This window comes from Streptomyces sp. NPDC127190 (assembly GCF_042672505.1).
Taxonomy (GTDB): domain Bacteria; phylum Actinomycetota; class Actinomycetes; order Streptomycetales; family Streptomycetaceae; genus Streptomyces.
Window position 1 is genome coordinate 225,934 of record NZ_JBHXVE010000008.1, and the last position, 21,265, is coordinate 247,198.

The following is a 21,265-nucleotide window of genomic DNA, read 5'->3' on the forward strand; positions in this document are numbered from 1 at the left end:
ATCACGCTCCGAATCGAGCTTTGAGGCCGTCGAGCACGGCGTTCAGCACTTCTCGGTCGACACGTTCGGCGCGCGGCACGGGCTTGCGCGCGACGATCAGACCGTTGTCCTCCATCTGCGCCAGCAGAATCCGGACGACACCCAGCGGCAGATGGGTGTGGGCGGCCACCTCGGCCACGGACAGGAATCCGTCCTTGACCAGGTCCAGGACGAGACGGGCCTCCGGGGACAGCGTGCGTGCCGACGCGAAGGCGTCCTCGCTCGCGGACACCAGGGTGGTGCGCTCGTAGGCGTTCTCCGGGGGCAGCGAACGCCCGTTGGCGATGACGAAGAACGGGACTAACGCCGAGGTCAGCTCAAGTCCCTCGTCCGGCTCGTCGGTCACGTGCGGCTCGCCTCCCCGTGCGGTGCCAGCTCTCCGCTCAGCCGCGGTACGACGCTGTGCAGCCGGGTGGTGAACTCCTCGATGTCGGCGTCGTGCTGGGCGGCCGCCGCCAGGAAGGCACCCCGGCCGGCCGAGATCAGGAAGATCCAACCGTGCTGGAACTCGATGACCGTCTGCCGCCACTGGGCGTCCGGCTCCGCTCCGGCGAACTGCGCGGTGGCGCGGCTGTAGGCGTGGATGCCGGTCATCGCCGCGGAGATGGTGTCCGCGAGGTCCTGGCTCATGCCGGTGGTCGCGCCGCGCGGCAGCCCGTCGGCGCCGAGCAGTACGGCGTGCCGGGCGCCCCGGACCTCGGCGATCACCTCGTCGAGGTCCGCGATCGGGATCCCGGTGCCCCGGCCGTTCTCGTGCCGGGGGTGTCCGGGCCGGTCGCCGGGGGCGTCGTCGGCGTGCACCCGGGGCGGCGAGGTCAGGTTGTTGCCGAGCCGGGCGACGAGCCGGTGCATCCGGAAGGAGATCTGCTGCATGTCGACGTCGGGCGCCGCGGCCGCCGCGAGATAGGCGCCCTGCCCGGCACCGATCAGAAAGATCCAGCCGTGCGAGAACTCGATGATCGTCTGGTTCCACTGGCGGTCCTCGCCGGTCCCGGCGAAGTGCGAGGTGGCCCGGCTGAGCGACTGCATGCCCGCCATGGCGGCGGAGATGGTCCGCACGTCGCGCTGGGCCATGCCCTCGGTCGCGCCGCGCGGCAGGCCGTCCGCGGAGAGCAGGACCGCGTGGCGTGCCTTGGGCACGTTGGCCACGATGTCCTCAAGCATCCACGACAGGTCTTCGATCATGCCTCATCCGACCCTTCGGACGGGGCCGCGGCGAGGTTGCGGCCCGAGAGCGTGCCGCGCTGGAAGGCGCCGAGGCTCCGGCCCGCCGCACGCCCGGCCTCCTCCGGTGCCGCGGGGGGCGGCGCGGTGGTGTCGTCGCGGTCGGGGACGCTGGCGATGGGCACCTGGCGGGCGCCGCGCCGGGGCAGGCCGTGCGCGGTGCGGGCCACGGGCTCGGGGCGGCCGACGGGGCCACGGACAGCGGCCGTACGGTCGTCCTCCACCGGAGCGGTCTCCTCCTCGGTCCACAGTTCCTCGGGCAGCAGTACGACCGCGCGCACACCGCCGTAGCGGGAGATGCCGGTGACGTCGACCCGGAAGCCGTACTGCTGGGCGAGCAGGCCGATCACCGGGAAGCCGAACTTGGGCTGGTTGCCCAGCTGGGACAGGCGCGGCCGGTAGTCGCCGGAGAGCAGGGCGCTGGCCTTCTGCCGCTCCTCGTCGTTCATGCCGACACCGGCGTCGTCGATGACGATGCACAGGTTGCTCTGCACGCGCTGGAACGTCACCTCGATGGGCGAGCCCTGCTGCGAGAAACTCGCGGCGTTGTCGAGCAGTTCGGCGACGGCGAGCGCCACCGGCGAGACCGCGGACGCCTTCAGCGCGAAACCGGTCTGCTGCATGATCTCGACCCGCCGGAAGTTGCGGATCTGACCCTGCGCGCTGCGCACCACGTCGTACACGCTCGCGGGCCGGTTGCGACGGCCCAGCGGCGCACCGCACATGACCGCGATGCCCTGTGCCTTGCGGGCCATCTGCGCGTTGGCGTGGCTGACTTCGAGCAGGTCGCCCAGCACGGAGTGGCCGCCGTACTTGCGCTGGATCTCCTCCAGCAGCGCCAACTGCTCGGCCGCGAGGCTCTGGAGGAAGCGTGCGGAGCCCTTGAGGACGGCCTTGGTGCTGTCCTCCGCCGCCTCCTCGGCTTCCTGGATGGTCCTGGCGTGCTCGGTCCGGTGCTGGTGCAACTCCGCTCGTAAAGCGGCTGCTTGGGCCTCGGCCTCGCTCAGTCTCTGCGTGAGCAGGGCCTCGGCCTGGGCCTTCTTCGCCGCTATGGCCTTGTTGCGACGACTGAGGGCCACGGCCGCGACGACGGCGATCACCGTCACCGCAACCAGGCACCACACAAGTGCGTCTCGATTCATGGAAACCTTTCCTGGCGTGTAGCCTGCGGCCGTTGACGGAGGGACGCCGCGCGAACCGGGGGCACGACCGGCTTCCAGGACGACTTGGCCGCGATGTGGTCGAGTACCGGGCCGAAATCGTTTTCTACGGCGCCTCAGCCGAGGGGACCAAGGTCACAGACGCGGGGATGCTATCACCCACTTAGGTGAACCATCGCACCCCGGAGACCCCCCAACGGCCCTGTTCCCCGGGGGGTTTGCATCCCTTTGCGTACTGGTCGGTTCCCGTTCCGGAAAGCGTGACCGGGGACATTTCCGACGGTCGCCGGGTATATGCCCCCGGCGACTGCGTCAGCGGAGCTGCGCGCCGAACGCCTGGTACGCGCGGTCGTCGAAGAGGACGAAGCGCACTTCTTCCACGGCGGTCGGCGTGGTCCGTACCGTGTCCACCGCGATGCGGGCTGCGTCCTCGACCGGCCAGCGGTAGACGCCGGTGGAGATGGCCGGGAACGCGACGGTGCGGGCGCCGAGTTCGTCCGCGACCCGCAGGGACGCGCGGTGGCAGGAGGCGAGCAGCTCCGAGCGGTCCTCGGTGGCGGACCAGACCGGGCCGACGGTGTGGATGACCCACTGTGCGTTCAGCCGGCCCGCCGTGGTGGCGACGGCCTCCCCGGTGGGCAGACCCCGGCCGTAGCGGGCGGCGCGCAGGGCGCGGCACGCTTCCAGGACGGCCGGGCCGCCGCGCCGGTGGATCGCGCCGTCAACGCCTCCGCCGCCGAGCAGCGAGGAGTTGGCCGCGTTGACGACGGCGTCGGCGTGCTGTTCGGTGATGTCGCCCCGGACGAGGGTGATGGCGGTCATGTCTGCCTCAGTCTCCGCCAGACGGCCTTCGCCGCGTTGTGCCCCGACATGCCGTGCACACCGGGTCCGGGCGGGGTGGCCGAGGAGCAGATGAACACCGCCGGATGCGGCGTGTGGTACGGGAACAGGGACAGCCGGGGCCGCAGCAGCAGCTGGAGCCCGGAGGCGGCGCCGCAGGCGATGTCGCCGCCGACGTAGTTGGCGTTGCGGGAGGCCATCTCGGCGGGGCCGGCGACGGCGCGGGCGAGCACGCGGTCGCGGAAGCCGGGGGCGAAGCGCTCCAGTTGGCGCTCCATGGCGTCGGTGAGGTCGCCGGACCAGCCGTTGGGGACATGGCCGTACGCCCAGAAGACCTGCTTGCCCTCGGGGGCCCGGGTGGGGTCGGCCACGCCGGGCTGCACGGTGATCATGAAGGGCCGGTCGGGGGCGCGGCCCGCGCGGGAGGCGGCGTGCAGGGCGGTGCCGATCTCGGTGTGGTCGGCGCCGATCTGGACGGTGCCGGCGACCCGGGCCTCGGGCGCGGTCCAGGGCACCGGGCCGTCCAGCGCGTAGTCGATCTTGAAGACGCTGGGGCCGTAGCGGTACCCGGCGTAGTAGTCGCCGAAGCCCGCGATCCGGGCCAGCGCGGTCGGCGAGGTGTCGAAGACGTAGGCGCGGGCGGGCGGCAGGTCGTCCAGGCGCTTGACCTCGTAGTCGGTGTGGACGGCGCCGCCGAGGTCGGTCAGGTAGGCGGCGAGCGCGTCGGAGATCGCCTGGGAGCCGCCGCGGGGCACGGGCCAGCCGCGGGCGTGCGCGGACAGGGCGAAGACCAGGCCGATGGCGCTGGTCGCCAGTCCGTTCAGCGGCGCCATCACATGGGCGACCAGTCCGGCGAAGAGCGTCTTGAACCGCTCGTCCTGGAAGCGGCGCATCAGCCAGGTGGACGGCGGCAGCCCGGCCAGGCCGAAGCGGGCCAGGGTGACCGGGTCGCGCGGCAGGGCGGTCAGCGGCAGGGACATGAAGTCCCGGACGAGGGTGTCCCAGTGCGCGAGCAGCGGCTCGACCAGCCTGCGGTACGCGCCGGCGTCCCGGGGCCCGAAGGAGGCGGCGGTCTCGGCCACCGACCGGGACAGGACGGCCGCGCTGCCGTCCGGGAAGGGGTGCGCCATCGGCAGCTCCGCGTGCAGCCACTCCAGGCCGTAGCGGTCGAGGGGCAGATCCCGGAAGGCGGGCGAGTTGATGCCGAGGGGGTGGGCGGCCGAGCACGGGTCGTGCCGGAAGCCGGGGAGGGTCAGCTCCTCGGTGCGGGCGCCACCGCCCACGGTGGACTTGGCCTCGAACAGGGCGACGGAGAAGCCACGGCGGGCCAGCTCCACGGCAGCGGTCAGTCCGTTCGGCCCCGCACCCACCACGACCGCATCGAGCATCGACGGCACCTTCGGACCCCTTCGTCAGCCGACGGCCATTCAGGATCAGGATATGCCGGGGGACTGACACTCCCCCGGCCCGGGGCCGTCACACCGGCTGCTGCCCGCCCGGGTCAGGCCGCCGCGCGCAGCAGTCCGGCCACCCGGTGGGCGGTGGCGGCGTCACGGGCGGCGGTGAACGGCAGGGCGTTGTCCCCGGTCACCCGGAACGGCTCTCCGCTGCGGGTCAGGTGGGTGCCGCCCGCCTCCTCGACCAGCAGCAGCCCGGCCGCGTGGTCCCAGGCGGCCTCCCAGGAGAACGCGACCGCGTCCAGGCGGCCGCTCGCGACGGCGAGATACTCCAGGCCCGCCGAGCCGCAGGGGCGCGGGGCGAGGCCGTCGCTCCACAGCGGGAGCAGCGCCTGCTTCTGCGCGCCGGTGGTGTAGTCCGGGTGGGAGGTGGCGACGGTGAGATCCCGGCCGGGCTCGGGCGTCCCGGCGGCGAGCCGCTCGCCGCCCAGGAAGGCGCCCCGGCCGCGGACGGCGGTGGCGAGCTGGTCGCGCGCGGGGGCGTAGGTCCAGGAGGCGAGGACGGTGCCGTGGTGGGCGAGCGCGACCAGGGTGCAGAAGCCGTCGTCGCCGTGGACGAACTGCCGGGTGCCGTCGACCGGGTCCACGATCCAGACCGGTATGCCGCCCTGGATCGCGTCGTACGTCGCCGGGTCCGCGTGCACCGCCTCCTCGCCGACCACCAGCGAGCCCGGCAGCAGGGCGCCGAGCGCCTCGGTGAGCCGCTCCTCGGCCCGCCGGTCGGCGTCCGTCACCAGGTCGTGGGGGCCGCTCTTCTGGTCCACCTCGTGGGCGGCGAGGCGGCGGAAGCGGGGCAGGATCTCGGCCTCGGCGGCCTTGCGGAGCGCTTCCTCCACGTCGGCCGAGCAGCGGGTGAGAAACTCCTCGATGGTTTCCCTGGTCTCTTCGATCATGCCTCCATGAGAGCACGCCCCACTGACATCGCCCGCCGCCCGGGTGTACAGGGGCTGGAATCGGCATGACGAACAGGTGCCGCCGCGCCCTGTTCAGCGGCCCACCGCGTACCCCTGCATGCCGCGCGGGTTGGCCGCCGCCGAGAGGATGCCGGTGTGCGGGTCCCGGGCCACCGCGCACAGGCGGCCCTCGGACCAGGCGGGCCCGACGGTGACGTCATGGCCGCTCCGGCGCAGTTCCTCGACCACGGCGGGGTCCGTGCGGGACTCCACGGTCAGGCTGCCGGGGCGGCGACCGCGGGGGTGGAAGGAGCTGGGGAAGCTGTCGTTGTGCCAGTTCGGGGCGTCGATGGCGCCTTGCAGGTCGAGACCGCCCCGGACCGGCGGGCGCAGCGCGGCGGCGAGGAAGAAGTGCAGCTGCCACTGGTCCTGCTGGTCGCCGCCCGGGGTGCCGAACGCCAGCACCGGGACGCCGTCGCGCAGGGCGAGGGACGGGGTGAGGGTGGTGCGGGGGCGGCGGCCCGGGGTGAGGGAGTTCGGCAGGCCCTCCTCCAGCCACGTCATCTGGAGCCGGGTGCCGAGCGGAAAGCCCAGCTCGGGCACGACCGGGTTGGACTGGAGCCAGCCGCCGCTGGGCGTGGCCGCGATCATGTTGCCCCAGCGGTCGACCACGTCCAGGTGGCAGGTGTCGCCGCGGGTGGTGCCGTCGGCGGCCACCTGCGGCTCGGCGGGGAACTGCGCGACGGTCGGTTCGCCCGCGCCCATCGGGTCGAAGCCCCGGCCGGTGCCCTCCGGCACGCACGCGTGTGCCTGCGCGGGCAGCCGCGGGGCGCGTCCGCCGGGGCTGCCGGGCCGCAGCTCGTACGAGGCCTTGGCGCCGACGAGGGCCCGCCGCGCGGCGTTGTACTCGTCCGACAGCAGCTCGGCGAGCGGCACCTCGGCGGCGTCGCCGTACCAGGCCTCCCGGTCGGCCATGGCGAGCTTGCAGTTCTCGACCAGCAGGTGGACGTACTCGGCGGAGCCGGGGGCGGGCAGCTCGGGCGGGAGCAGGGCGAGCTGCTGGAGCAGGGCGGGTCCCTGGCTCCAGGGGCCGGCCTTGCACACGGTCCAGCCGTTCCAGTCGTAGCGCACCGGTGGCTCGTAGGACGCCGACCAGCCGGCGAGGTCGGCCTCGGTGAGCGTGCCGGTGTGCCGGGCGCCGCTGGTGTCCAGGGTGGGCCGGCGGGACTGCCGTACCAGCGCCTCGGCGATGAAGCCGGAGCGCCACACCTCGCGGGCCGCGTCGATCCGGGCCTCCCGGTCGCCGGCCCGCGCGGTCTCGGCGAGCAGCCGCTGCCAGGTGGCGGCGAGGGCGGGGTTGCGCAGGAGCGCACCGGGCCGGGGCGCCCTGCCGCCCGGCAGATACACCTCCGCCGAGGAGGTCCACTCCGTCTCGAACAGCGTCCGTACGCTCTCGACGGTCGCGCCGACCATCTCCACGGGCGGGTGCCCGTGCGCGGCGTATCCGATGGCGTACTTCAGGACGTCGTCCAGGGACTTGGTGCCGTGGTCGCGCAGGAGCAGCAGCCAGGCGTCGAAGGCGCCGGGCACGGCGGCCGCGAGCGGACCGGTCCCGGGCACCAGGTCCAGCCCGAGCCCCCGGTAGTGGGCGACGGTGGCACCGGCCGGAGCCACGCCCTGCCCGCACAGCACCCGCACCTCGCCGCCCGCCGGGGCGAGCAGGATCGGCACCTCGCCGGCGGGCCCGTTCAGATGCGGCTCCACCACATGCAGCACGAACGCCCCCGCCGCGGCGGCGTCGAAGGCGTTGCCGCCGTCCTCCAGCACCGCCATCGCGGACTGCGAGGCGAGCCAGTGGGTGGAGGACACCATGCCGAACGTGCCCTGGAGGGTCGGGCGGGTGGTGAACATACGGGCTCTCACCTCGCTGCGATCGGAGTGCCCATCGTAGGGTGCCGGGACCCTCTCGACCGGGTGAACCTTCCTGGCCGGCTTCCGGTTTAAGTGGTCACTCCAGGAGCAGGCGATCGCCGACACGCTGGTCAGGCCGGCGGACCTGGGCTGCCCGGAACCTCCCCGGTGAGGCCCTCGGTCTGTAGCCCGGACACGCCGGACGGCCGGTGGGTCCCGGGGGTCCGGGGCCGCACCGGCCGTCGTCGTACGGCGGGGCGTACAGGCCGTGATCAGTCCTTACGGCCCCTGAGGTGCCGTACGTCGTAGGACCGGATGCCGCGGCCGTGGGTGGCGGCGTACAGCCTGCCGTCGGGGCCGAGGCGCAGCTGCATCACGGCCGTGGTGGGCAGGTTGTGGCCGAGGACCAGCCACTTGGTGGCCCCGGCGGGCCGGTAGAAGGTGGCGAGGTCGGTGCCGAGGGCGAGGCCGCCGTTCGGCAGGAGCTTGACCGCGTCGGCGGGGACGTCGGGCAGGTTGGCCGAGATGTCCGTCCAGTGCGCGCCGCCGTCCCTGGACTCGAAGACGTGGCCGACGCCGGCGCCCGGGCCCTCGGTCCACCGGCGGGAGAAGCCGTTCATCGCCACGTAGACGTGCTGGGCGTCGGACGGGTCGATCTCGAAGCCGGAGACGTAGCGGTTCGGGACGGTGCCGTCGACCGGAAGGTTCAGCTGGTGCCAGCCGGTCCCGTCCGCCTTGCCGACCGCGATGCCCCGGGTGAAGCCCTGGTTGTTGCAGGGGCCGCACCAGCCGACGTACACCGTGCCGCCGGAGGACGCCACGGCGGTGGCCACATGGCCGTCGCCGAGGTCGTAGGCGCTGGTCCACTCCTTGCCGGAGCGGATCGCGAAGCCCTTGGTCTGCACCCAGACGTGCCGGCCGCCCGCGATCCAGGTGTGCGTGTCCTTGGCGTCGGCGGTGATCGGGGCGATGAAGCGGGCGCCCGCGCCGCCCAGGTCCTTGTCCGGCGGGGCGACCTCGTACTCGGTGGCCTTGGCCGGGTCCGTCGACCAGGAACCGTCGTTCGCACCGCAGTTCTGGGTCACCCACATGTCCAGGTAGACGTACTCGGCGGCGATGTTGCAGCCGTTGGCGGGGTCGGCGATGGTGTCGCCGCCGTCGCCGCCGAAGTTCGAGCCCATCACCCGGTCGTGGCCGCGCAGGATCGACTGGCCGTTGTCCTGGAGGCCGCCGGTGACCGAGACGCCGCCGTGGTCGAGGTCCCTGCCGACGCCGACCGAGTAGTACTGGAGCGCGTCGATGGTGCCGTCGTTGAGGGACTGCCAGTCCTTGGCGTGGCCGCCGGAGTCCACCGCGCCGTTCAGCGGGCGCCGGTAGATGCCGCCGTCGTTGCCGACGTAGGCCCAGGTCTTGCCCTTGGAGCTGCCGATCGCGACCGCGTGCTGGTCGGAGTGCGTGGTGGGCGAGCAGTCGCCGGTCTGCTTGGCCGGGTCGATGCTCCAGCAGGGGAAGGGGAAGTTCCAGTACGGGCCCGGGGTGGTCCAGCTCTGGCCGCCGTTCTTGGTCTCGAAGACCTCTTCCAGGCCGAGGTAGACGTGGTCGGGGTCGGCCGGGTCGACCTGGAGGAACTGGTTGTACCAGGACTGGATGCCGGGCATGTAACCCGCGCCCTGCAAGGCGGAGCCGGACGCCTTCAGCTTGGTGTAGTCGGCGATCTGCGTCCACGGCCCGAACGGGGAGCCGTTCTTGGAGACGTACACGCCCTTCAGCCCGCTGTCCGGGTTGGCGGCCATCTGCGCCGGCGACTGGTCGATGGCGTACAGGCGCGAGCCGTCGGCCGCCGCCGCGAACGTCATGTTGCCGACGTCGTCGCTGTCGGTCGGCAGGTCGCCCAGGCCGCTGACCGGCTTCCAGCTGCCGTCGTCCGCCTTCGCGTACAGCCCGTTGTAGGTGTCGCCGCCGCGCCAGCCGACCGCGAGCAGGACCTTGCCGGGGTCCTTGGGGTCGACGGCGATGTCGTTGGCGATGTTCTTGTACGGCGCGCTCGGGTCGTCCGCCTTCGAACCGCCGGGCAGGTAGTCCGGGTTGGGTGCGAACTCGTGCTTCCAGGGGCCGGAGAGGGTGGTCGTGGAGTGCGACCAGACACCGGTGCTGGTGGCCGCCCACACCGTGGTGCCGGCGAAGCGCAGCGCGTGGATGACGGTGGACTCCAGCTCCGCACCGCCCACGCGGTCACCGGGCTGGAACTGTCCGTGGTGCGGGTCCTTCAGTACGTACACACCCGTGCCGACGAAGGACGTCGCGCCGGTGTTGGACTCGCCGGTGGCGTACCAGAGCCGCTGCCGGCCGTCCAGGGCGAGGGTGCCGGTCGACAGGGAGGGCAGCGCGTCGGCGATCGGCTTCCAGTGGCCGCCGCCGGTGGTGGAGCGGAAGACGCCTCCGTTGGCGCCGCCCGCGTAGACGTAGCCCTGGTCGTCGGCGGCGATGCCGGTGATCCGGCCCGTCACCTTGCCGGCGCCGCCGCTGGAGTTGGAGTTCACATCGCGGTAGCGGCGGTCGTCGGAGTCGTACGCCTTGTCCGTGACGTGGTTCCAGCTGCCGGGCGTGTGCCGCATCGACTGCAACTGCTGCCAGGCCGCCCCGTAGGCCCCGGGCGCGACGACGCCGGGCGCGGTGCGGGCCTCGGTGAACTGGGCGGTGGACTCGGCCGAGTTCTCCGCCTCGTCGCCGCCGTCGTCATCGCCCTCGGTCGCGTTGAGGGCGGACATGCCCTGTCCGGCGCGCACCGCCTTGATGTGCTGCCGGCCGGCGGCGGCCTGGTGGCGGGCCTGCCAGGGCCGGGGTCTGGTGTCGTGCGAGGCCGCGAACGACTGGGTGCTCACCAGTCCGAACGCGGCCGCCACGACGGCGCAGGTCATGAGCCGTCGTCGCTGTTGCGGGGCCGTCATGCCCTCTCCTCCCTGCACCGGGCATATCGGGGTGTCCCGGCGCAGAGGGGATCTTGGCGTGGCCACAACAGTCGCAGATAGGGCTCACAGGAAAATATGGCGTGGTGTTTACCGAGCACCGCACATGAACCCGATCATCACCAACTCGGCCAGACGGAGCCGGAGATGGTGATGTCGCGAACAGATGTGATCATTGCCCACCGCCGGCTTCCCGGCTCCTCTATTTTTCGTCGCATGAGCGAAGAAACCCCTCTCTCGCCGTACGCGACACTGCGCGACACGGCCCCCTTCGAGGCCTGGCGGGACCTGACCGGCCGCCCTGCCCGCCGGCACCCCGCCGGGGTGACGCTGCTCCGTCAGGGAGAGCCCGGAACTCATATATTGGTACTGCTCCATGGCGTGGTGAAGGTGGTCCGCAGAAGCGCTGACGGCCGCGAGAAGCTGCTGTCCTTCCGCGGTCCGGGAGAAGTGCTGGGCGAGATGGCGGTACAGGACGGCGACACCCGGCTCGCGGACGTCCAGACCATTACTGAATGCAAAGTGATCCCCGTTTCCGCGCGCGACTTCCGCGACGTCGTCAGGAGGCACGGCCTCGGGGAGCAGCTGGCCCGGCTCGCGGTGAGCCGGCTGCGCGAGCAGACCCAGGCCGGCGAGGGCGACCTCGACCGGCGGCTCGCGGCCGTGCTGCTCCGCCTCTTGGCGCTGTCCGGCGCGCACACGTTCCGCCTCACCCGGGTGGAGCTGGCCCAGCACCTCGACACGGGCCGGCGGTCCGTCAGCGAGGCGCTACGGCGCCTGGGTCCGGAGTGCGTGCGGGTCGGCCGTACCTCCGTCCAGGTCGTGGACGAGCGGCGGCTGCGCGCCGTACTGCGGCAGCGGCCCGCGGCCTGAGCCGGATGTGACGGCCGCCTGAGCCGGATGTGACGGCCGACACGCTCCGTCGGTGCCGAGGGAACGGAACTCCCGCCGTTTCCCCATGAAGCTCGACGGAGCACGGGCCGACAGACCCAGCCCGGCTCAACTTCCTTGTCCTACACGCGTTTTACCGAAGGAGAGACAGTGCACGTCGACGCCCAGGCACCGCCGGTGACCACGGCACTCCCCTACTCGCGCAGCCGTCCGCTCCCCCCGTACCGCGGCATCCTGGCCGTGGACATGGAGGGCTTCACCGCGCGCCCGGCGATCGAGCACGAGGCGCTCAGCCGGGCGGTGCCCGAGCTGGTCAGGACCTCGCTGGCGCGCGCCGGGCTGGCCGAGGTGTGGGACACCCGGCTGTTTCCCGCCACGACCGGCGACGGCTACGTCCTCGGCTTCGACCCCAGGCTGCTGCCGCTGGTGATCCATCCCTGGCTGGACACCCTCCAGGACGTGCTCGCCGAACTGAACGTGCACGGCGCCGGACTGGCCCGGATCAGGCTGCGCGTCAGTCTGCACATCGGCCCGCTCCCCGACACCGGCGACGTCTTCGGCGGCAACGGAACGGCACGCAACGACACGCACCGGCTGCTCGACTCCCGTCCCGTCAGGGCCGTGCTGGCCCAGTCCCATGAGCGGGTCACGCAGGTGGTGGCCATCCTGTCCGACCGCTGCTACCAGGACGCCGTCGCCTCCGGGTACACCGGGCGGCCCCGCGAGCAGTTCATCGAGGTGCCGGCGACCGTCGAGGGCAAGGCGTTCGCCCAGCGGGCCTGGCTGTACGTGCCCTCGCCCTCCGGGCCGCTGTCCGTACCGCCCGGCCGGCCCGCGGCATCGGAAGAAGCGCCGGAGGAGGCACCGAAGCAGGCACCGCAGGAGGGACCGGAAGGGGCGCAGGCGAAGGCCCCGGCGGTCGGCCTGGGCCGCGCCGTCATCGGGGTGCTGCGCGCCGACCGGGGCATCGTCAACACCGGTTCCGTGCACGGCGGGCAGCACCTGACCGTTCTCGGTCCGTCCGCGCGCCCGGATGCGGAGGAGCGCCATGACGGCTGAGGACGACCCGGACGACCTCCTCGACGCCCTGCTGCCCGGGGTCGCCCGGGTCAGGGGGACGGTGGTCGTCGCCCCGCACGGGACCGTCAACACCGGAACCGTGCACGGCGATCAGCGCTACGCGTCCGCGGACTCCCCCGCGCCCGGCGGCCTGGGCCTGCCCCCGGTCCGCCAGGGGCCGGTGCGGGCGAAGGAGCTCCGGGCGGCCCGCGCCCACTTCGTGCCGCCCGCCGGATACACCGACGCCCTGGAGGCGCTCGGCTCCGGAGTCCTGTTCCTCGTCGGCCCGCCCGGAACCGGCCGCCAGACGCTGGCGCTGAACCTGCTGGCGCACGAACGTGCCGATCCCGCGCTGGTCCAGGTCGACGGGACCGTGGACCTCGCGCACTGGCGGCCCCGGCCCCACGGGACGCACGGCTTCCTGGTGATGAACCTGGCCGATCCGCTCGCCCTGCGGCCCTGGGACATCGAGCGCCTGGAGCGCGAGCTGGCGGAGGCCGGTGCCCGGATGGTCGTCGTCCTGCGGGAGACACCGGGTCTGGCGCGGGCCCTTGAGGAGCGGCTGGGCGTGTGCGCGCTGCGCCACCGGCCGCCCCACCCCGGGAAGGTCTTCGCGCGCCACTTCGCCCGCCTGTGCCCCGACCCCGGGGAGCGGGCCCGCCGGCGCAGACGGGTGGGGCCGGCTGCCCTCGCCGCGCTGCTGCCGCCCGGGCTGCCGCCGGGCAAGGCGGTGCGGGTCGCCGAGGCGCTGTCCGGCCCCGGACCCGCCGGCCGGGTGACCGCCGCCGCGCTGACGGCCCGGCTCGCCGCCGCCGAGGCCGCGCGGCTCCTGTCCGGCACGGACACCGGCCCGGTCGTCGGCGCGGACACCGGTCCGGGCTTCGGCACGGACGGCGATCCCGTGTTGCCGGCCCACCTGTTCGCGGTCTGCGTCCACCGGGGACTGGACCGGGAGACCATCCTCGGCCGGGCGGCGGACCTGCTCGACCTGGTCCGCGCCGACCGCGCCGCCGCGGACCCTGCCGAGACGTCACCGCGCACCACAAGGGGTGTACAGCCAGCCGCACCAGCCGTCCTCGCGGCCGTCGGGGCGCGGTGCACGGTCCGCGAGGACGGCGACGGCACCGTCGACCTCCTCTGGCCCGCGGTGGGCGAGGCGGTCTGGGACGTGGTGTGCCGGGAGCGGACCGAGTGGCTGCCGCTGCTGCACCGCTGGCTCGGCACAGCCGCGGACGAGGTGCAGGCGGAGCACGCCGCGCGTGCGCTGAGCGCGCTGGCCGCGCGGACGGCCGGACGGAGCCTCGGACTGGTCGAGGACCTGGTCGGCACCGGGCTCCGGACGGCCGTCGAGGTCGCGGGGCGCGCCCTCGCCGCTCAGGGCCGCCTCGGCCGGGCCGCCGCCCCGGCGCTCGCGCTGCTGGACGCGTGGAGCCGCGCCCCCGAACCCGCCTGCCGGGCCGCGGTCCTGGCCGCCTGCCGGCCGGACGCCGAGGCGCTGCCCGCCGAGACCGCCCTGCGGCTGCTGCGCCAGGTGCTGGACGCCCTCGCCGACGACGCCGACCCCACCCCCACGGCCATGGGCGTGTCGGCGACGCTGGTACGCCGGTTCGCCACCGGTTCCGCGCCCACCCGGCAGGTGATGGTGCGTCACCTGGCCGAGTGGGCGGCGATCGAGGACCTGCCGGGACTGGTGACCGTCCTCACCGTCCCCGCCCTCGTCGCCGAGGACCCCGGCTGGTACGGCGCGCTGCTGACCGCCGGGCAGGAGGGCGCGGACCAGGTCGCCGCCCTCGTGTGCCACGCCCTGGACGAGGCGATGGCCTACCCCGCGATGCGGGACACGCTGCTCACCTGGTGCGCCGGGGCGGCCGGGACTCCGGAGCAGGAGCGGCAGCTGGACGAGCTGTTCGCCCGGCTCGTCCGGCAGCGCAACCCCGGGAGCCTGCGACTGCTGAGGTCGATCGACCGGGCCGGGGACACCACACCCGGCAAGGCGCTCGCCGAACGGTCGCTCGCCGAGTGGCGCGCCGGAACCGTGCCGGAAGGCGCCGACCAGAGCGCCTGATCCGCCCTGCCCTCTCCGGCGCCGCCCGGGCTCCCCACCACCCGCCGCCGGACCCATCCCCGCGGCACCGCATGCCCCTCACCACCCGAGGAGATCGATGACACCCCTGCCCCCGTACCCCACCAGCCTCTTCACGCGCGTGGAGCGGGAGATGGCCGGCCGGGAACCGCTGGCCGGGCTCCGGCTGGACGACGGCTCCGGCGCCCCGGGCACCGCCCTGACCCCCGCCGAGGCACGCCCCCTGCTCTACGACCGCTGCGCACCGGCCGCCGTACGGACCTCGCTGTGGCACCAGATCGCCGCGCTGGCCCGCGAGGACACCGACGGGAACGGCTGGCTGCTCGGCGCGGTGTGGTGCGCCCTGCCCGGGCTGCGCCGCCACGCCTTCGCGATCGTCCAGCGCCTGGGCGCCGAACGGGACGACGTGGAGGCGGAGATGCTCACCGCCTGCCTGGAGACCCTGCGGACGATCGAGCCGGGCACCGCCGACCCGGGCTCCGTGCTGCTGCGTGCCGCGTGCACCCATGCCTGGAACACCGCCGGGCAGGCCCGGGCCGAGCGGCCCGTCGAGGACGTCCAGGTCGCGGCGGCGGTCCGCCGGGACCGGGGCGCGCTGTGGCAGGCGGAGTTCGACGGCGGTACCCGGCCGGAGGGGCTCGCCGCGACCCTGCGGATCACCGTCCCGGCCGACCGGGCCGAGGGGGTGCGCCTCGGCGCCCTGGCCGCGGAATGGGGGCTGACCGAGCGGGTCGCCACGGCCCGCCGGATCCACCGGGGCCGCCGGGTGGGCACGCTGTCCCTGCGGCCCGGGAGCGGCCGATGACCGGGCGCCCGCCGACCCCGCTGACCTTCCGGGAGGTCCTCGACCTGCCGGTCAGCGTCGATCTCCGTACGGCGGCCCGGGCGTACGGCATGTGCATGGCCACCGCCTACCGGCTGGTCGCCCTGGGCACGTTCCCCTGCGAGACGGTCCGGGTCGGCCGCCGGCACCGTGTCCTCACCACCCGTCTGCTGTCCTCGCTGGGCATCGAGGAGCGGCCCGTCTACGCCGACGACCTCGGCGACGGCGTGGCGCTGACGCTGTTCGACTGAGCCCCCTTCGCCTCAGTTCCCTCACCCTTTCCTTCCCTTCTTTCGGAGGTACTCCGTCATGCCCACGTGTCTCGCCCTCGGTCCCACGGCGCTCTTCCACGAGGAGGTCGTGCGGCCCGTCTGCGAAGAGCTGGAGCTGTCCCTGGTCCGGGCCGACCAGCTCGCCGACCCGAGCCCGCTCGGCGACCGGCTCGTCCGGCACCTCGTCGAGGAGGACGTGGTCGTCGCCGATCTCACCGGGGGCCATCCGTCCGTGGTGCTCGGGCTGGGGGTCCGGCACGCCGCCGGCCGGCGCACGGTGCGTCTGGTGCAGGCCGGGACGGTGCCTGCGGGCCTCGACGCGTTCCCGGCGCTCGAGTTCCCGCCGCTGCCGCTCGGCCGGGCCGTGGCGCGGGCCCTGCTGCGGGCGGCGCTCGCCGAGGAGCTGGGCCGGACGGCCGTACCCGCGCCGGGTGAGGGGTCCGGCGAGGCCGCGCCCGGACGGGAGGAGGCCCCGGCCGCGCCGGAGGAGAACGGGCCCGGGCTGCTGGAGCTGGCCGTGGAGGCCGAGACCGAGATGGGGGCCATGGCGGAGGACATGGCGATGGTCGAGGCGGCCTTCGAGGACCTGGGCGCGATGGCGGAGCTGTCCTCCGAGGACCTGCTGCGGGCCAATCTGCCGGGCGTGCCGATGAGCGCTCAGCTGGCCGCGGTCAACCGGTTCGCCAAGTCCATCGAGGGCCCGTCGGCCGAGCTGGAGGAGGCGGCCCGGCGGCTCGCCGGCCGGATGGAGCTGACGTTCGGCGCGCTGCGCGCGTTCCTGGAGTGGACCGCCGAGACCCCGCGCGCGGAGTGGCCGGACGGCATCGACTCGCTGCTCGACCAGATGATCGAGCAGTCCCGGGAGATGCGCGAGGCGGCCACCACCGCCGAGGAGTTCGAATCCATGCTGGTGTGGATCGGCCGTACCAGCAGCCGGGTGCGCAGGCCGAGCCGGAAGATCGTCGGCTCGCTGCGGACGCTCATGGGGGCGGTGGCGCCGTTCGAGGAGTTCGAGCACATGGCGCGCACGCTCAGGAAGGCCTGAGCGGGGCGGGCGGCCCGGCCGGTCCGGGGCCGCGGGGGGAACACCGCGGCCCTCCCGGTCGTTGATCTCGTGCGGCAGGATGGAGGACCGGACAGTGCACGGTGAGTACAAGGTGCCCGGCGGCAAGCTCGTCGTCGTCGACGCGGAGGTCGAGGACGGCGTGCTGCGGCAGGTGCGCGTGGCGGGCGACTTCTTCCTGGAGCCGGACGAGGCACTGGACGCGGTGAACCGCGCCCTGGAGGGGGCCCCGGCGGACACCGACGCGTCGGGGCTGGCCGCGCGGATCGAGGCCGCGCTGCCGGCGGGGACCGTGATGTACGGGCTGACCGCCGAGGGCGTGGGCATCGCGGTGCGCAGAGCGCTCGCACACGCCACGGACTGGACGGACTACGCCTGGCAGCTGATCCACGAGAGCCCCCAGCCGCCCGCGCTGCACATGGCGCTGGACGAGGTGCTGACCGCCGAGGTGGCCGCGGGCCGGCGGCCGCCGACGCTGCGGGTGTGGGAGTGGGGCGCCCCCGCGGTGATCATCGGCAGCTTCCAGTCGCTGCGCAACGAGGTCGACCCCGAGGGCGCCGCCCGGCACGGGATCGAGGTGGTGCGGCGGATCTCCGGCGGCGGCGCGATGTTCGTGGAGCCGGGCAACACGATCACCTACTCGCTGTCGGTGCCCGACTCCCTCGTCCAGGGCCTGTCCTTCCAGGACAGCTACGCCTATCTGGACGACTGGGTGCTGGGTGCCCTCGGCGAGATGGGCATCCGGGCCTGGTACCAGCCGCTGAACGACATCGCCACCGAGCAGGGCAAGATCGCGGGCGCGGCGCAGAAGCGGATCGTCGGGCCGGGCGGCGGGCCGGGCGCCGTACTGCACCATGTGACGATGTCGTACGACATCGACGCCGACAAGATGGTCGAGGTGCTGCGGATCGGGCGGGAGAAGCTGTCCGGCAAGGGCACCGCGAGCGCGAAGAAGCGGGTGGATCCGCTGCGTCGCCAGACCGGGCTGCCGCGCGCCGCGGTGATCGAGCGGATGATCGACTCCTTCCGCGCGCGGTACGGCCTGGAGCAGGGCAAGATCACGGACGAGGAGCTGGCCCGGGCCGAGGAGCTGGCGCGGACCAAGTTCACGTCGGCCGAGTGGACCGCGAGAGTGCCGTGACCGTCGGGGGCTTGCTTCAGGGAAGGGTCAAGAGCTTCCCTCGCCCCGCCCAAACGGTCGTATGAGTTCCGTGTACGTCGGAACCGCCGTCCCCACTTAGCCGGATTTGCCCCGCCGCCCGCTGGCTACCGTGGACGGGCCCGATTCGGCCACGCAGAACCACGGGGAAGAGGTGACGGCGGTGGGGGCGCCGAAGCGTTCTCGGCTGCGCGATTTCCTGGAACCGGAGCCGCCCGCCGGGCCGCCTCCGGAGCAGGCACCGGAAGCGCGCCCGGCCCGGCTGCGGGATCTCCTGACCGGCGCGCCGCCGCCGCGGGCGGCCGGTGACGACCGCCGCCCCGGCCCCCGGCCGGGGGTGCCCGCCTACCACACGCCGGTGTGCGTTCCGGCGCATCCGCGCTCCGTCGCGGGGACCGGCGGCGACGGCCGCCCCGCGCGGGTGCCGTTCGTCGTCCTGGAGCTGTTCGAGCACCCCGCGCACGGCACGGTCGCCTTCGCCTTCAGCACGCCGGCGAAGCTGGCCGAAGCCCTCGGGGAGGCCCAGCCGTGGGTCGCCGCCTCGCTCGGCCCGCTCGCGGAGGGCGTGCGCGCCCAGGGCGTCACCGTGCTGGTGGACCCGCGGGTGCCGCCCGGCCGCCACCACTGGGAACCGGCCGACCTGGCCGCCTACGCACGGGAGGTGCGCACGCCATGACCGACTTCACGGTGATCTACGACGACCTGTCGACGATGGCGAAGACGTTCCACACCCAGGCCCGCGACTACCGTGCGCTGCACGCCGACGTGGCCCCCGCCGTGGCCGGCAGCGGCGATCCGGGGCTGGACTCGGCCATCAAGGAGGTCGCCGACCTCATCGTCGCCCTGCACATCGGCATGGCCGACCGGCTGGACGACCACGGCGACAAGGTGGCGTACGCGCGGGACTCCTTCCACCGGCACGACGTGGACGTCCACGGTGTCTTCGAAGACCTGATGGGCTGAGAGCTGACGGGTGAGCACGGATGAGTGACAGCTGGGTCGGCGGTGACATCGGCGGGCTGCGCACGATGGCCGAGACGTACAAGAACGCCAAGGACAAGCTCGACGGCGTGGTCAGGCCGATCGGCAGCGCCGTCGACAAGCTGGTCGACGACGCGAGCTGGAAGGGCGAGGCGGCCGAGGCCTTCCGCGCCAAGTGGAGCGAGGACGCGCTGGCCGCCGGCGGCTTCGCCGAACTGGTGCACGCGGCCGGCGAGATCCTCCAGACCCTCGCCGACGCGCTGGCCACGTGCGAGGCGTCCCTTCAGAACGCGGAGGACGTCGCGGCCCGCAAGGGGGTGCCGACGGGCCCCCGGGGCGCGCCGCTGCCGATGACGACGGCCAACCCGCCGACCGCGGACGATCACAAGGCCGTCGCGGCGCTGGACGAGTACGCCACGGCACGCGACGAGATCCTGCACACCGCCCAGCACGCACGGCTGGTCGCGGCGAAGCAGTTGCAGGGGCTGTACGACAAGGTGACCTCGAAGGACGACTCTGTCTCCCCCGGGGACAAGGTCACCCTGTACGACGCGCTGCGCGGGCTGTACGCGTACGACGCCGAGGACGCCCGGGCCGGCGGTATCGAGGCCCGCCAGCACATCGACGCGGCCAGGGCCGAGGCACAGGCCGCGAAGAAGCAACTCCGGGCCGAGCGCAGGGTGTTCCAGCAGCAGGGCCGCCGGCTGCCCGACGACCTGCCGGCCAAGAGCGCCTACCGCGACGCGGTCACCAAGGTGGACTCGCTGGAGCGGGACATCGCCCGCGCCGACAGCGGCAGCAGCAAGCTGCCGTACGACCGTGCCCTGAACGTGAAGCTGGCCGACGCCGCGGACGCGCTGCGCCTGGGCAAGGGGCTGGAGGCGCTGCCGGACGCCCTGAAGGAGCTGCCGGTGCTGGACGTGGCCGCGGCGGCCGCCTGCGGGCTGATCGAGGCCAAGGACGACCATGACAAGGGCTGGTCCTGGCAGCACTCCGTCGTCGTGGACGGCGGCGTCGCGCTCGGCGGACTGGCCGCCGGTGCGGCGATCACCGCGGCCCTGCCCGTCGAGGGTGCCGCCGCCGTCGCCGCGGTCGGGGTCGGCACGGTGATCGTCTCGACCTCGGTCCTCGACCACGCCTTCCACGAGCACTGGAGCGAGGACATTCACGACCACGGGGTGTTCGGTGGCGTGCTGACCGGCACCAAGCACGTCGCCACGGAGACCGTCGACGACGGAAAGCGACTGGCGAAGGATGTCTGGCATGGCGTCACGAGTATCTTCTGAGGCCCCCGCCCCGGGGTTCTCCGTCCCCGTCCCCGCCCTGCCGAAACTGGGCCGGACGTGGTACGAGCGCGGCACGCGCTACTGGCTGTGCCGGGCCCGTACGACGGTCTTCATCGTGTTCGCCATGGCCATGTTCTGCCTGTTCGCGCTGGGCCTGTACGCGGGGGTCCGGGATCTGCTGCCGGCCACCGCGCGGGTCGTGTGGGACGGGGTACAGGCGGCGGCGTCCGCCGTGACCCTGGTGTGGGGCTGGGTGGCGCAGCGCCGGGGCCACCGCGCGGCGCTGGCGGACCCGCCGACCCCCGAGGAGACGCTCCGGGCCAAACGCGCCCACGACCGGCGCGTCCCGGGCCGGATCGCCCTGGGGCGCGGGCTGGTGCTGCTCGCCGCCCCCGTCATGCCGGCGTTCGCCGCGTACCTCGTGGGCTGGCTGGCGGCCTGGACGACCGTGCGCGAGTACCCCAGCGAGGTCGGCGCCCGCCGCTGGCTCGAGGCGCACTCCACCCGTCCATGACCCCGCACCGCACCTCGACCCCGCCCGCGGCTCCCGTGACCGTCCCGGCGCTGCCGGGCCTCGGGACCACCTGGTACCGGCGCGGGGCACGCTACTGGCTGCGCCGCGCCGGCGGCGCCGTCCTCCTGCTCACGGCCCTGGCCTTCTTCTGCTATGTCGCCCTGCGGCTGTATCTCGGCGTGCCGCGCAGCGACCTGCCGCCGCGGGTGCGCCGGGCGTGGGACGCCGTCCAGGCGGTCGCGTCCTGCGCGGCCCTGGTCCATGGCTGGGTCGGTCAGCGCCGCGCACTGCGGCGGCAACGGCTGGACCCGCCGGCGCCGGGCGAGGTCCGCGCGGCGAAGCGGGCGGCGACCGGCCGGGCCGGGAACTGGTCCCGGGCGGGTGTCGTACCGCTGCTGCTCGCGGCGCCGGTCCTGCCCGCGTTCGCGGCCTGGTGCGCGGGCCGGCTCCTGGCCGCCCTCGCCGTCCGCGCGTACCCGAGCGAGATCGGCGCCCGTCGCCAACTGGAGGAACATAACGGGTCAATCAGTACGTCGTGAACGCGCTGCCGTGACCGCCCGCGCACACAGCGCGTTGGCACTTCCGCCCACAGGCGGTCGTGTGACACTGTCGTCCCCGTCCACCCCACGGACACCTTCCAACGC

20 protein-coding genes are annotated in these 21,265 nt (G+C 73.8%); 12 read left to right on the forward strand and 8 right to left on the reverse strand.

Annotation, left to right across the window (positions count from 1 at the left end; genetic code table 11):
• Position 1: 1 nt before the first annotated feature.
• The 8 genes from ACFVIU_RS15525 to ACFVIU_RS15560 all read right to left on the reverse strand — a co-directional run bounded on the left by ACFVIU_RS15525 (position 2) and on the right by ACFVIU_RS15560 (position 10,472).
• Positions 2-385: a DUF742 domain-containing protein gene (locus ACFVIU_RS15525; RefSeq protein ID WP_385842957.1), complete on the reverse strand. Its 384-nt coding sequence runs from the start codon at positions 383-385 to the stop codon at positions 2-4.
• Positions 382-1,224 (reverse strand): roadblock/LC7 domain-containing protein, encoded by an 843-nt coding sequence (locus ACFVIU_RS15530; protein WP_385842958.1) that lies wholly within the window; start codon positions 1,222-1,224, stop codon positions 382-384. The genes ACFVIU_RS15525 and ACFVIU_RS15530 overlap by 4 nt, the downstream gene beginning before the upstream one ends.
• Positions 1,221-2,405 carry an ATP-binding protein gene (locus tag ACFVIU_RS15535; protein WP_385842960.1) on the reverse strand — a complete coding sequence of 395 codons (1,185 nt, stop codon included), beginning with the start codon at positions 2,403-2,405 and terminating at the stop codon, positions 1,221-1,223. Before ACFVIU_RS15535 ends, ACFVIU_RS15530 begins: the two co-directional genes overlap by 4 nt.
• Positions 2,406-2,735: 330 nt before the next feature.
• Positions 2,736-3,245, reverse strand: a complete 510-nt coding sequence (locus ACFVIU_RS15540) for an O-acetyl-ADP-ribose deacetylase (RefSeq protein ID WP_385842961.1) — start codon at positions 3,243-3,245, stop codon at positions 2,736-2,738.
• Positions 3,242-4,660 carry a phytoene desaturase family protein gene (locus tag ACFVIU_RS15545; RefSeq protein WP_385842962.1) on the reverse strand — a complete coding sequence of 473 codons (1,419 nt, stop codon included), beginning with the start codon at positions 4,658-4,660 and terminating at the stop codon, positions 3,242-3,244. Before ACFVIU_RS15545 ends, ACFVIU_RS15540 begins: the two co-directional genes overlap by 4 nt.
• A gap of 104 nt (positions 4,661-4,764) precedes the next feature.
• Positions 4,765-5,613, reverse strand: coding sequence for an inositol monophosphatase family protein (locus ACFVIU_RS15550; protein WP_385842963.1), 849 nt, complete (start codon positions 5,611-5,613; stop codon positions 4,765-4,767).
• Between the two features lie 93 nt (positions 5,614-5,706).
• Positions 5,707-7,524 carry a gamma-glutamyltransferase family protein gene (locus tag ACFVIU_RS15555; RefSeq protein ID WP_385842965.1) on the reverse strand — a complete coding sequence of 606 codons (1,818 nt, stop codon included), beginning with the start codon at positions 7,522-7,524 and terminating at the stop codon, positions 5,707-5,709.
• Between the two features lie 272 nt (positions 7,525-7,796).
• Complete coding sequence (locus ACFVIU_RS15560; protein ID WP_385842966.1) at positions 7,797-10,472, reverse strand: glycosyl hydrolase; 2,676 nt, start codon at positions 10,470-10,472, stop codon at positions 7,797-7,799.
• Between the two features lie 234 nt (positions 10,473-10,706).
• Here ACFVIU_RS15560 and ACFVIU_RS15565 point away from each other — a divergent pair, with 234 nt between their 5' ends.
• From ACFVIU_RS15565 to ACFVIU_RS15620, 12 genes are all read left to right on the forward strand, one after another.
• Entirely contained in the window at positions 10,707-11,363 is a 657-nt protein-coding gene (locus ACFVIU_RS15565; protein WP_385842968.1) for a Crp/Fnr family transcriptional regulator, read from the forward strand.
• 168 nt (positions 11,364-11,531) lie between these two features.
• Entirely contained in the window at positions 11,532-12,440 is a 909-nt protein-coding gene (locus ACFVIU_RS15570; protein WP_385842969.1) for a hypothetical protein, read from the forward strand.
• Positions 12,430-14,505, forward strand: coding sequence for a hypothetical protein (locus ACFVIU_RS15575; RefSeq protein ID WP_385842970.1), 2,076 nt, complete (start codon positions 12,430-12,432; stop codon positions 14,503-14,505). Before ACFVIU_RS15570 ends, ACFVIU_RS15575 begins: the two co-directional genes overlap by 11 nt.
• A gap of 97 nt (positions 14,506-14,602) precedes the next feature.
• On the forward strand, positions 14,603-15,328 hold the full coding sequence (locus tag ACFVIU_RS15580) for a hypothetical protein (protein WP_385842971.1): 726 nt from the start codon (positions 14,603-14,605) through the stop codon (positions 15,326-15,328).
• Positions 15,325-15,597, forward strand: coding sequence for a DNA-binding protein (locus ACFVIU_RS15585; RefSeq protein WP_385842973.1), 273 nt, complete (start codon positions 15,325-15,327; stop codon positions 15,595-15,597). The genes ACFVIU_RS15580 and ACFVIU_RS15585 overlap by 4 nt, the downstream gene beginning before the upstream one ends.
• A gap of 58 nt (positions 15,598-15,655) precedes the next feature.
• Positions 15,656-16,663: a hypothetical protein gene (locus ACFVIU_RS15590; protein ID WP_385842974.1), complete on the forward strand. Its 1,008-nt coding sequence runs from the start codon at positions 15,656-15,658 to the stop codon at positions 16,661-16,663.
• A 94-nt stretch (positions 16,664-16,757) separates the two neighbouring features.
• Positions 16,758-17,822: a biotin/lipoate A/B protein ligase family protein gene (locus tag ACFVIU_RS15595; RefSeq protein WP_385843030.1), complete on the forward strand. Its 1,065-nt coding sequence runs from the start codon at positions 16,758-16,760 to the stop codon at positions 17,820-17,822.
• A gap of 181 nt (positions 17,823-18,003) precedes the next feature.
• Positions 18,004-18,516, forward strand: a complete 513-nt coding sequence (locus ACFVIU_RS15600) for an SAV_915 family protein (RefSeq protein WP_385842975.1) — start codon at positions 18,004-18,006, stop codon at positions 18,514-18,516.
• Entirely contained in the window at positions 18,513-18,803 is a 291-nt protein-coding gene (locus ACFVIU_RS15605; protein WP_385842976.1) for a DUF6317 family protein, read from the forward strand. Before ACFVIU_RS15600 ends, ACFVIU_RS15605 begins: the two co-directional genes overlap by 4 nt.
• Positions 18,804-18,823: 20 nt before the next feature.
• Positions 18,824-20,107, forward strand: a complete 1,284-nt coding sequence (locus ACFVIU_RS15610; protein WP_385842977.1) for a WXG100 family type VII secretion target — start codon at positions 18,824-18,826, stop codon at positions 20,105-20,107.
• Positions 20,085-20,621 (forward strand): hypothetical protein, encoded by a 537-nt coding sequence (locus ACFVIU_RS15615; RefSeq protein WP_385842979.1) that lies wholly within the window; start codon positions 20,085-20,087, stop codon positions 20,619-20,621. The genes ACFVIU_RS15610 and ACFVIU_RS15615 overlap by 23 nt, the downstream gene beginning before the upstream one ends.
• Positions 20,618-21,160 carry a hypothetical protein gene (locus tag ACFVIU_RS15620; RefSeq protein WP_385842980.1) on the forward strand — a complete coding sequence of 181 codons (543 nt, stop codon included), beginning with the start codon at positions 20,618-20,620 and terminating at the stop codon, positions 21,158-21,160. Before ACFVIU_RS15615 ends, ACFVIU_RS15620 begins: the two co-directional genes overlap by 4 nt.
• Positions 21,161-21,265: the final 105 nt, after the last annotated feature.

Bases quoted from the DNA above. Each gene is read 5' to 3' on its own strand.
- ACFVIU_RS15530 (WP_385842958.1), bottom strand. From the start codon at position 1,224: ATGATCGAAGACCTGTCGTGGATGCTTGAGGACATCGTGGCCAACGTG.
- ACFVIU_RS15535 (WP_385842960.1), bottom strand. From the start codon at position 2,405: ATGAATCGAGACGCACTTGTGTGGTGCCTGGTTGCGGTGACGGTGATC.
- ACFVIU_RS15540 (WP_385842961.1), bottom strand. From the start codon at position 3,245: ATGACCGCCATCACCCTCGTCCGGGGCGACATCACCGAACAGCACGCC.
- ACFVIU_RS15550 (WP_385842963.1), bottom strand. From the start codon at position 5,613: ATGATCGAAGAGACCAGGGAAACCATCGAGGAGTTTCTCACCCGCTGC.
- ACFVIU_RS15555 (WP_385842965.1), bottom strand. From the start codon at position 7,524: ATGTTCACCACCCGCCCGACCCTCCAGGGCACGTTCGGCATGGTGTCC.
- ACFVIU_RS15560 (WP_385842966.1), bottom strand. From the start codon at position 10,472: ATGACGGCCCCGCAACAGCGACGACGGCTCATGACCTGCGCCGTCGTG.
- ACFVIU_RS15565 (WP_385842968.1), top strand. From the start codon at position 10,707: ATGAGCGAAGAAACCCCTCTCTCGCCGTACGCGACACTGCGCGACACG.
- ACFVIU_RS15575 (WP_385842970.1), top strand. From the start codon at position 12,430: ATGACGGCTGAGGACGACCCGGACGACCTCCTCGACGCCCTGCTGCCC.
- ACFVIU_RS15580 (WP_385842971.1), top strand. From the start codon at position 14,603: ATGACACCCCTGCCCCCGTACCCCACCAGCCTCTTCACGCGCGTGGAG.
- ACFVIU_RS15585 (WP_385842973.1), top strand. From the start codon at position 15,325: ATGACCGGGCGCCCGCCGACCCCGCTGACCTTCCGGGAGGTCCTCGAC.
- ACFVIU_RS15590 (WP_385842974.1), top strand. From the start codon at position 15,656: ATGCCCACGTGTCTCGCCCTCGGTCCCACGGCGCTCTTCCACGAGGAG.
- ACFVIU_RS15605 (WP_385842976.1), top strand. From the start codon at position 18,513: ATGACCGACTTCACGGTGATCTACGACGACCTGTCGACGATGGCGAAG.
- ACFVIU_RS15610 (WP_385842977.1), top strand. From the start codon at position 18,824: ATGAGTGACAGCTGGGTCGGCGGTGACATCGGCGGGCTGCGCACGATG.
- ACFVIU_RS15615 (WP_385842979.1), top strand. From the start codon at position 20,085: ATGGCGTCACGAGTATCTTCTGAGGCCCCCGCCCCGGGGTTCTCCGTC.
- ACFVIU_RS15620 (WP_385842980.1), top strand. From the start codon at position 20,618: ATGACCCCGCACCGCACCTCGACCCCGCCCGCGGCTCCCGTGACCGTC.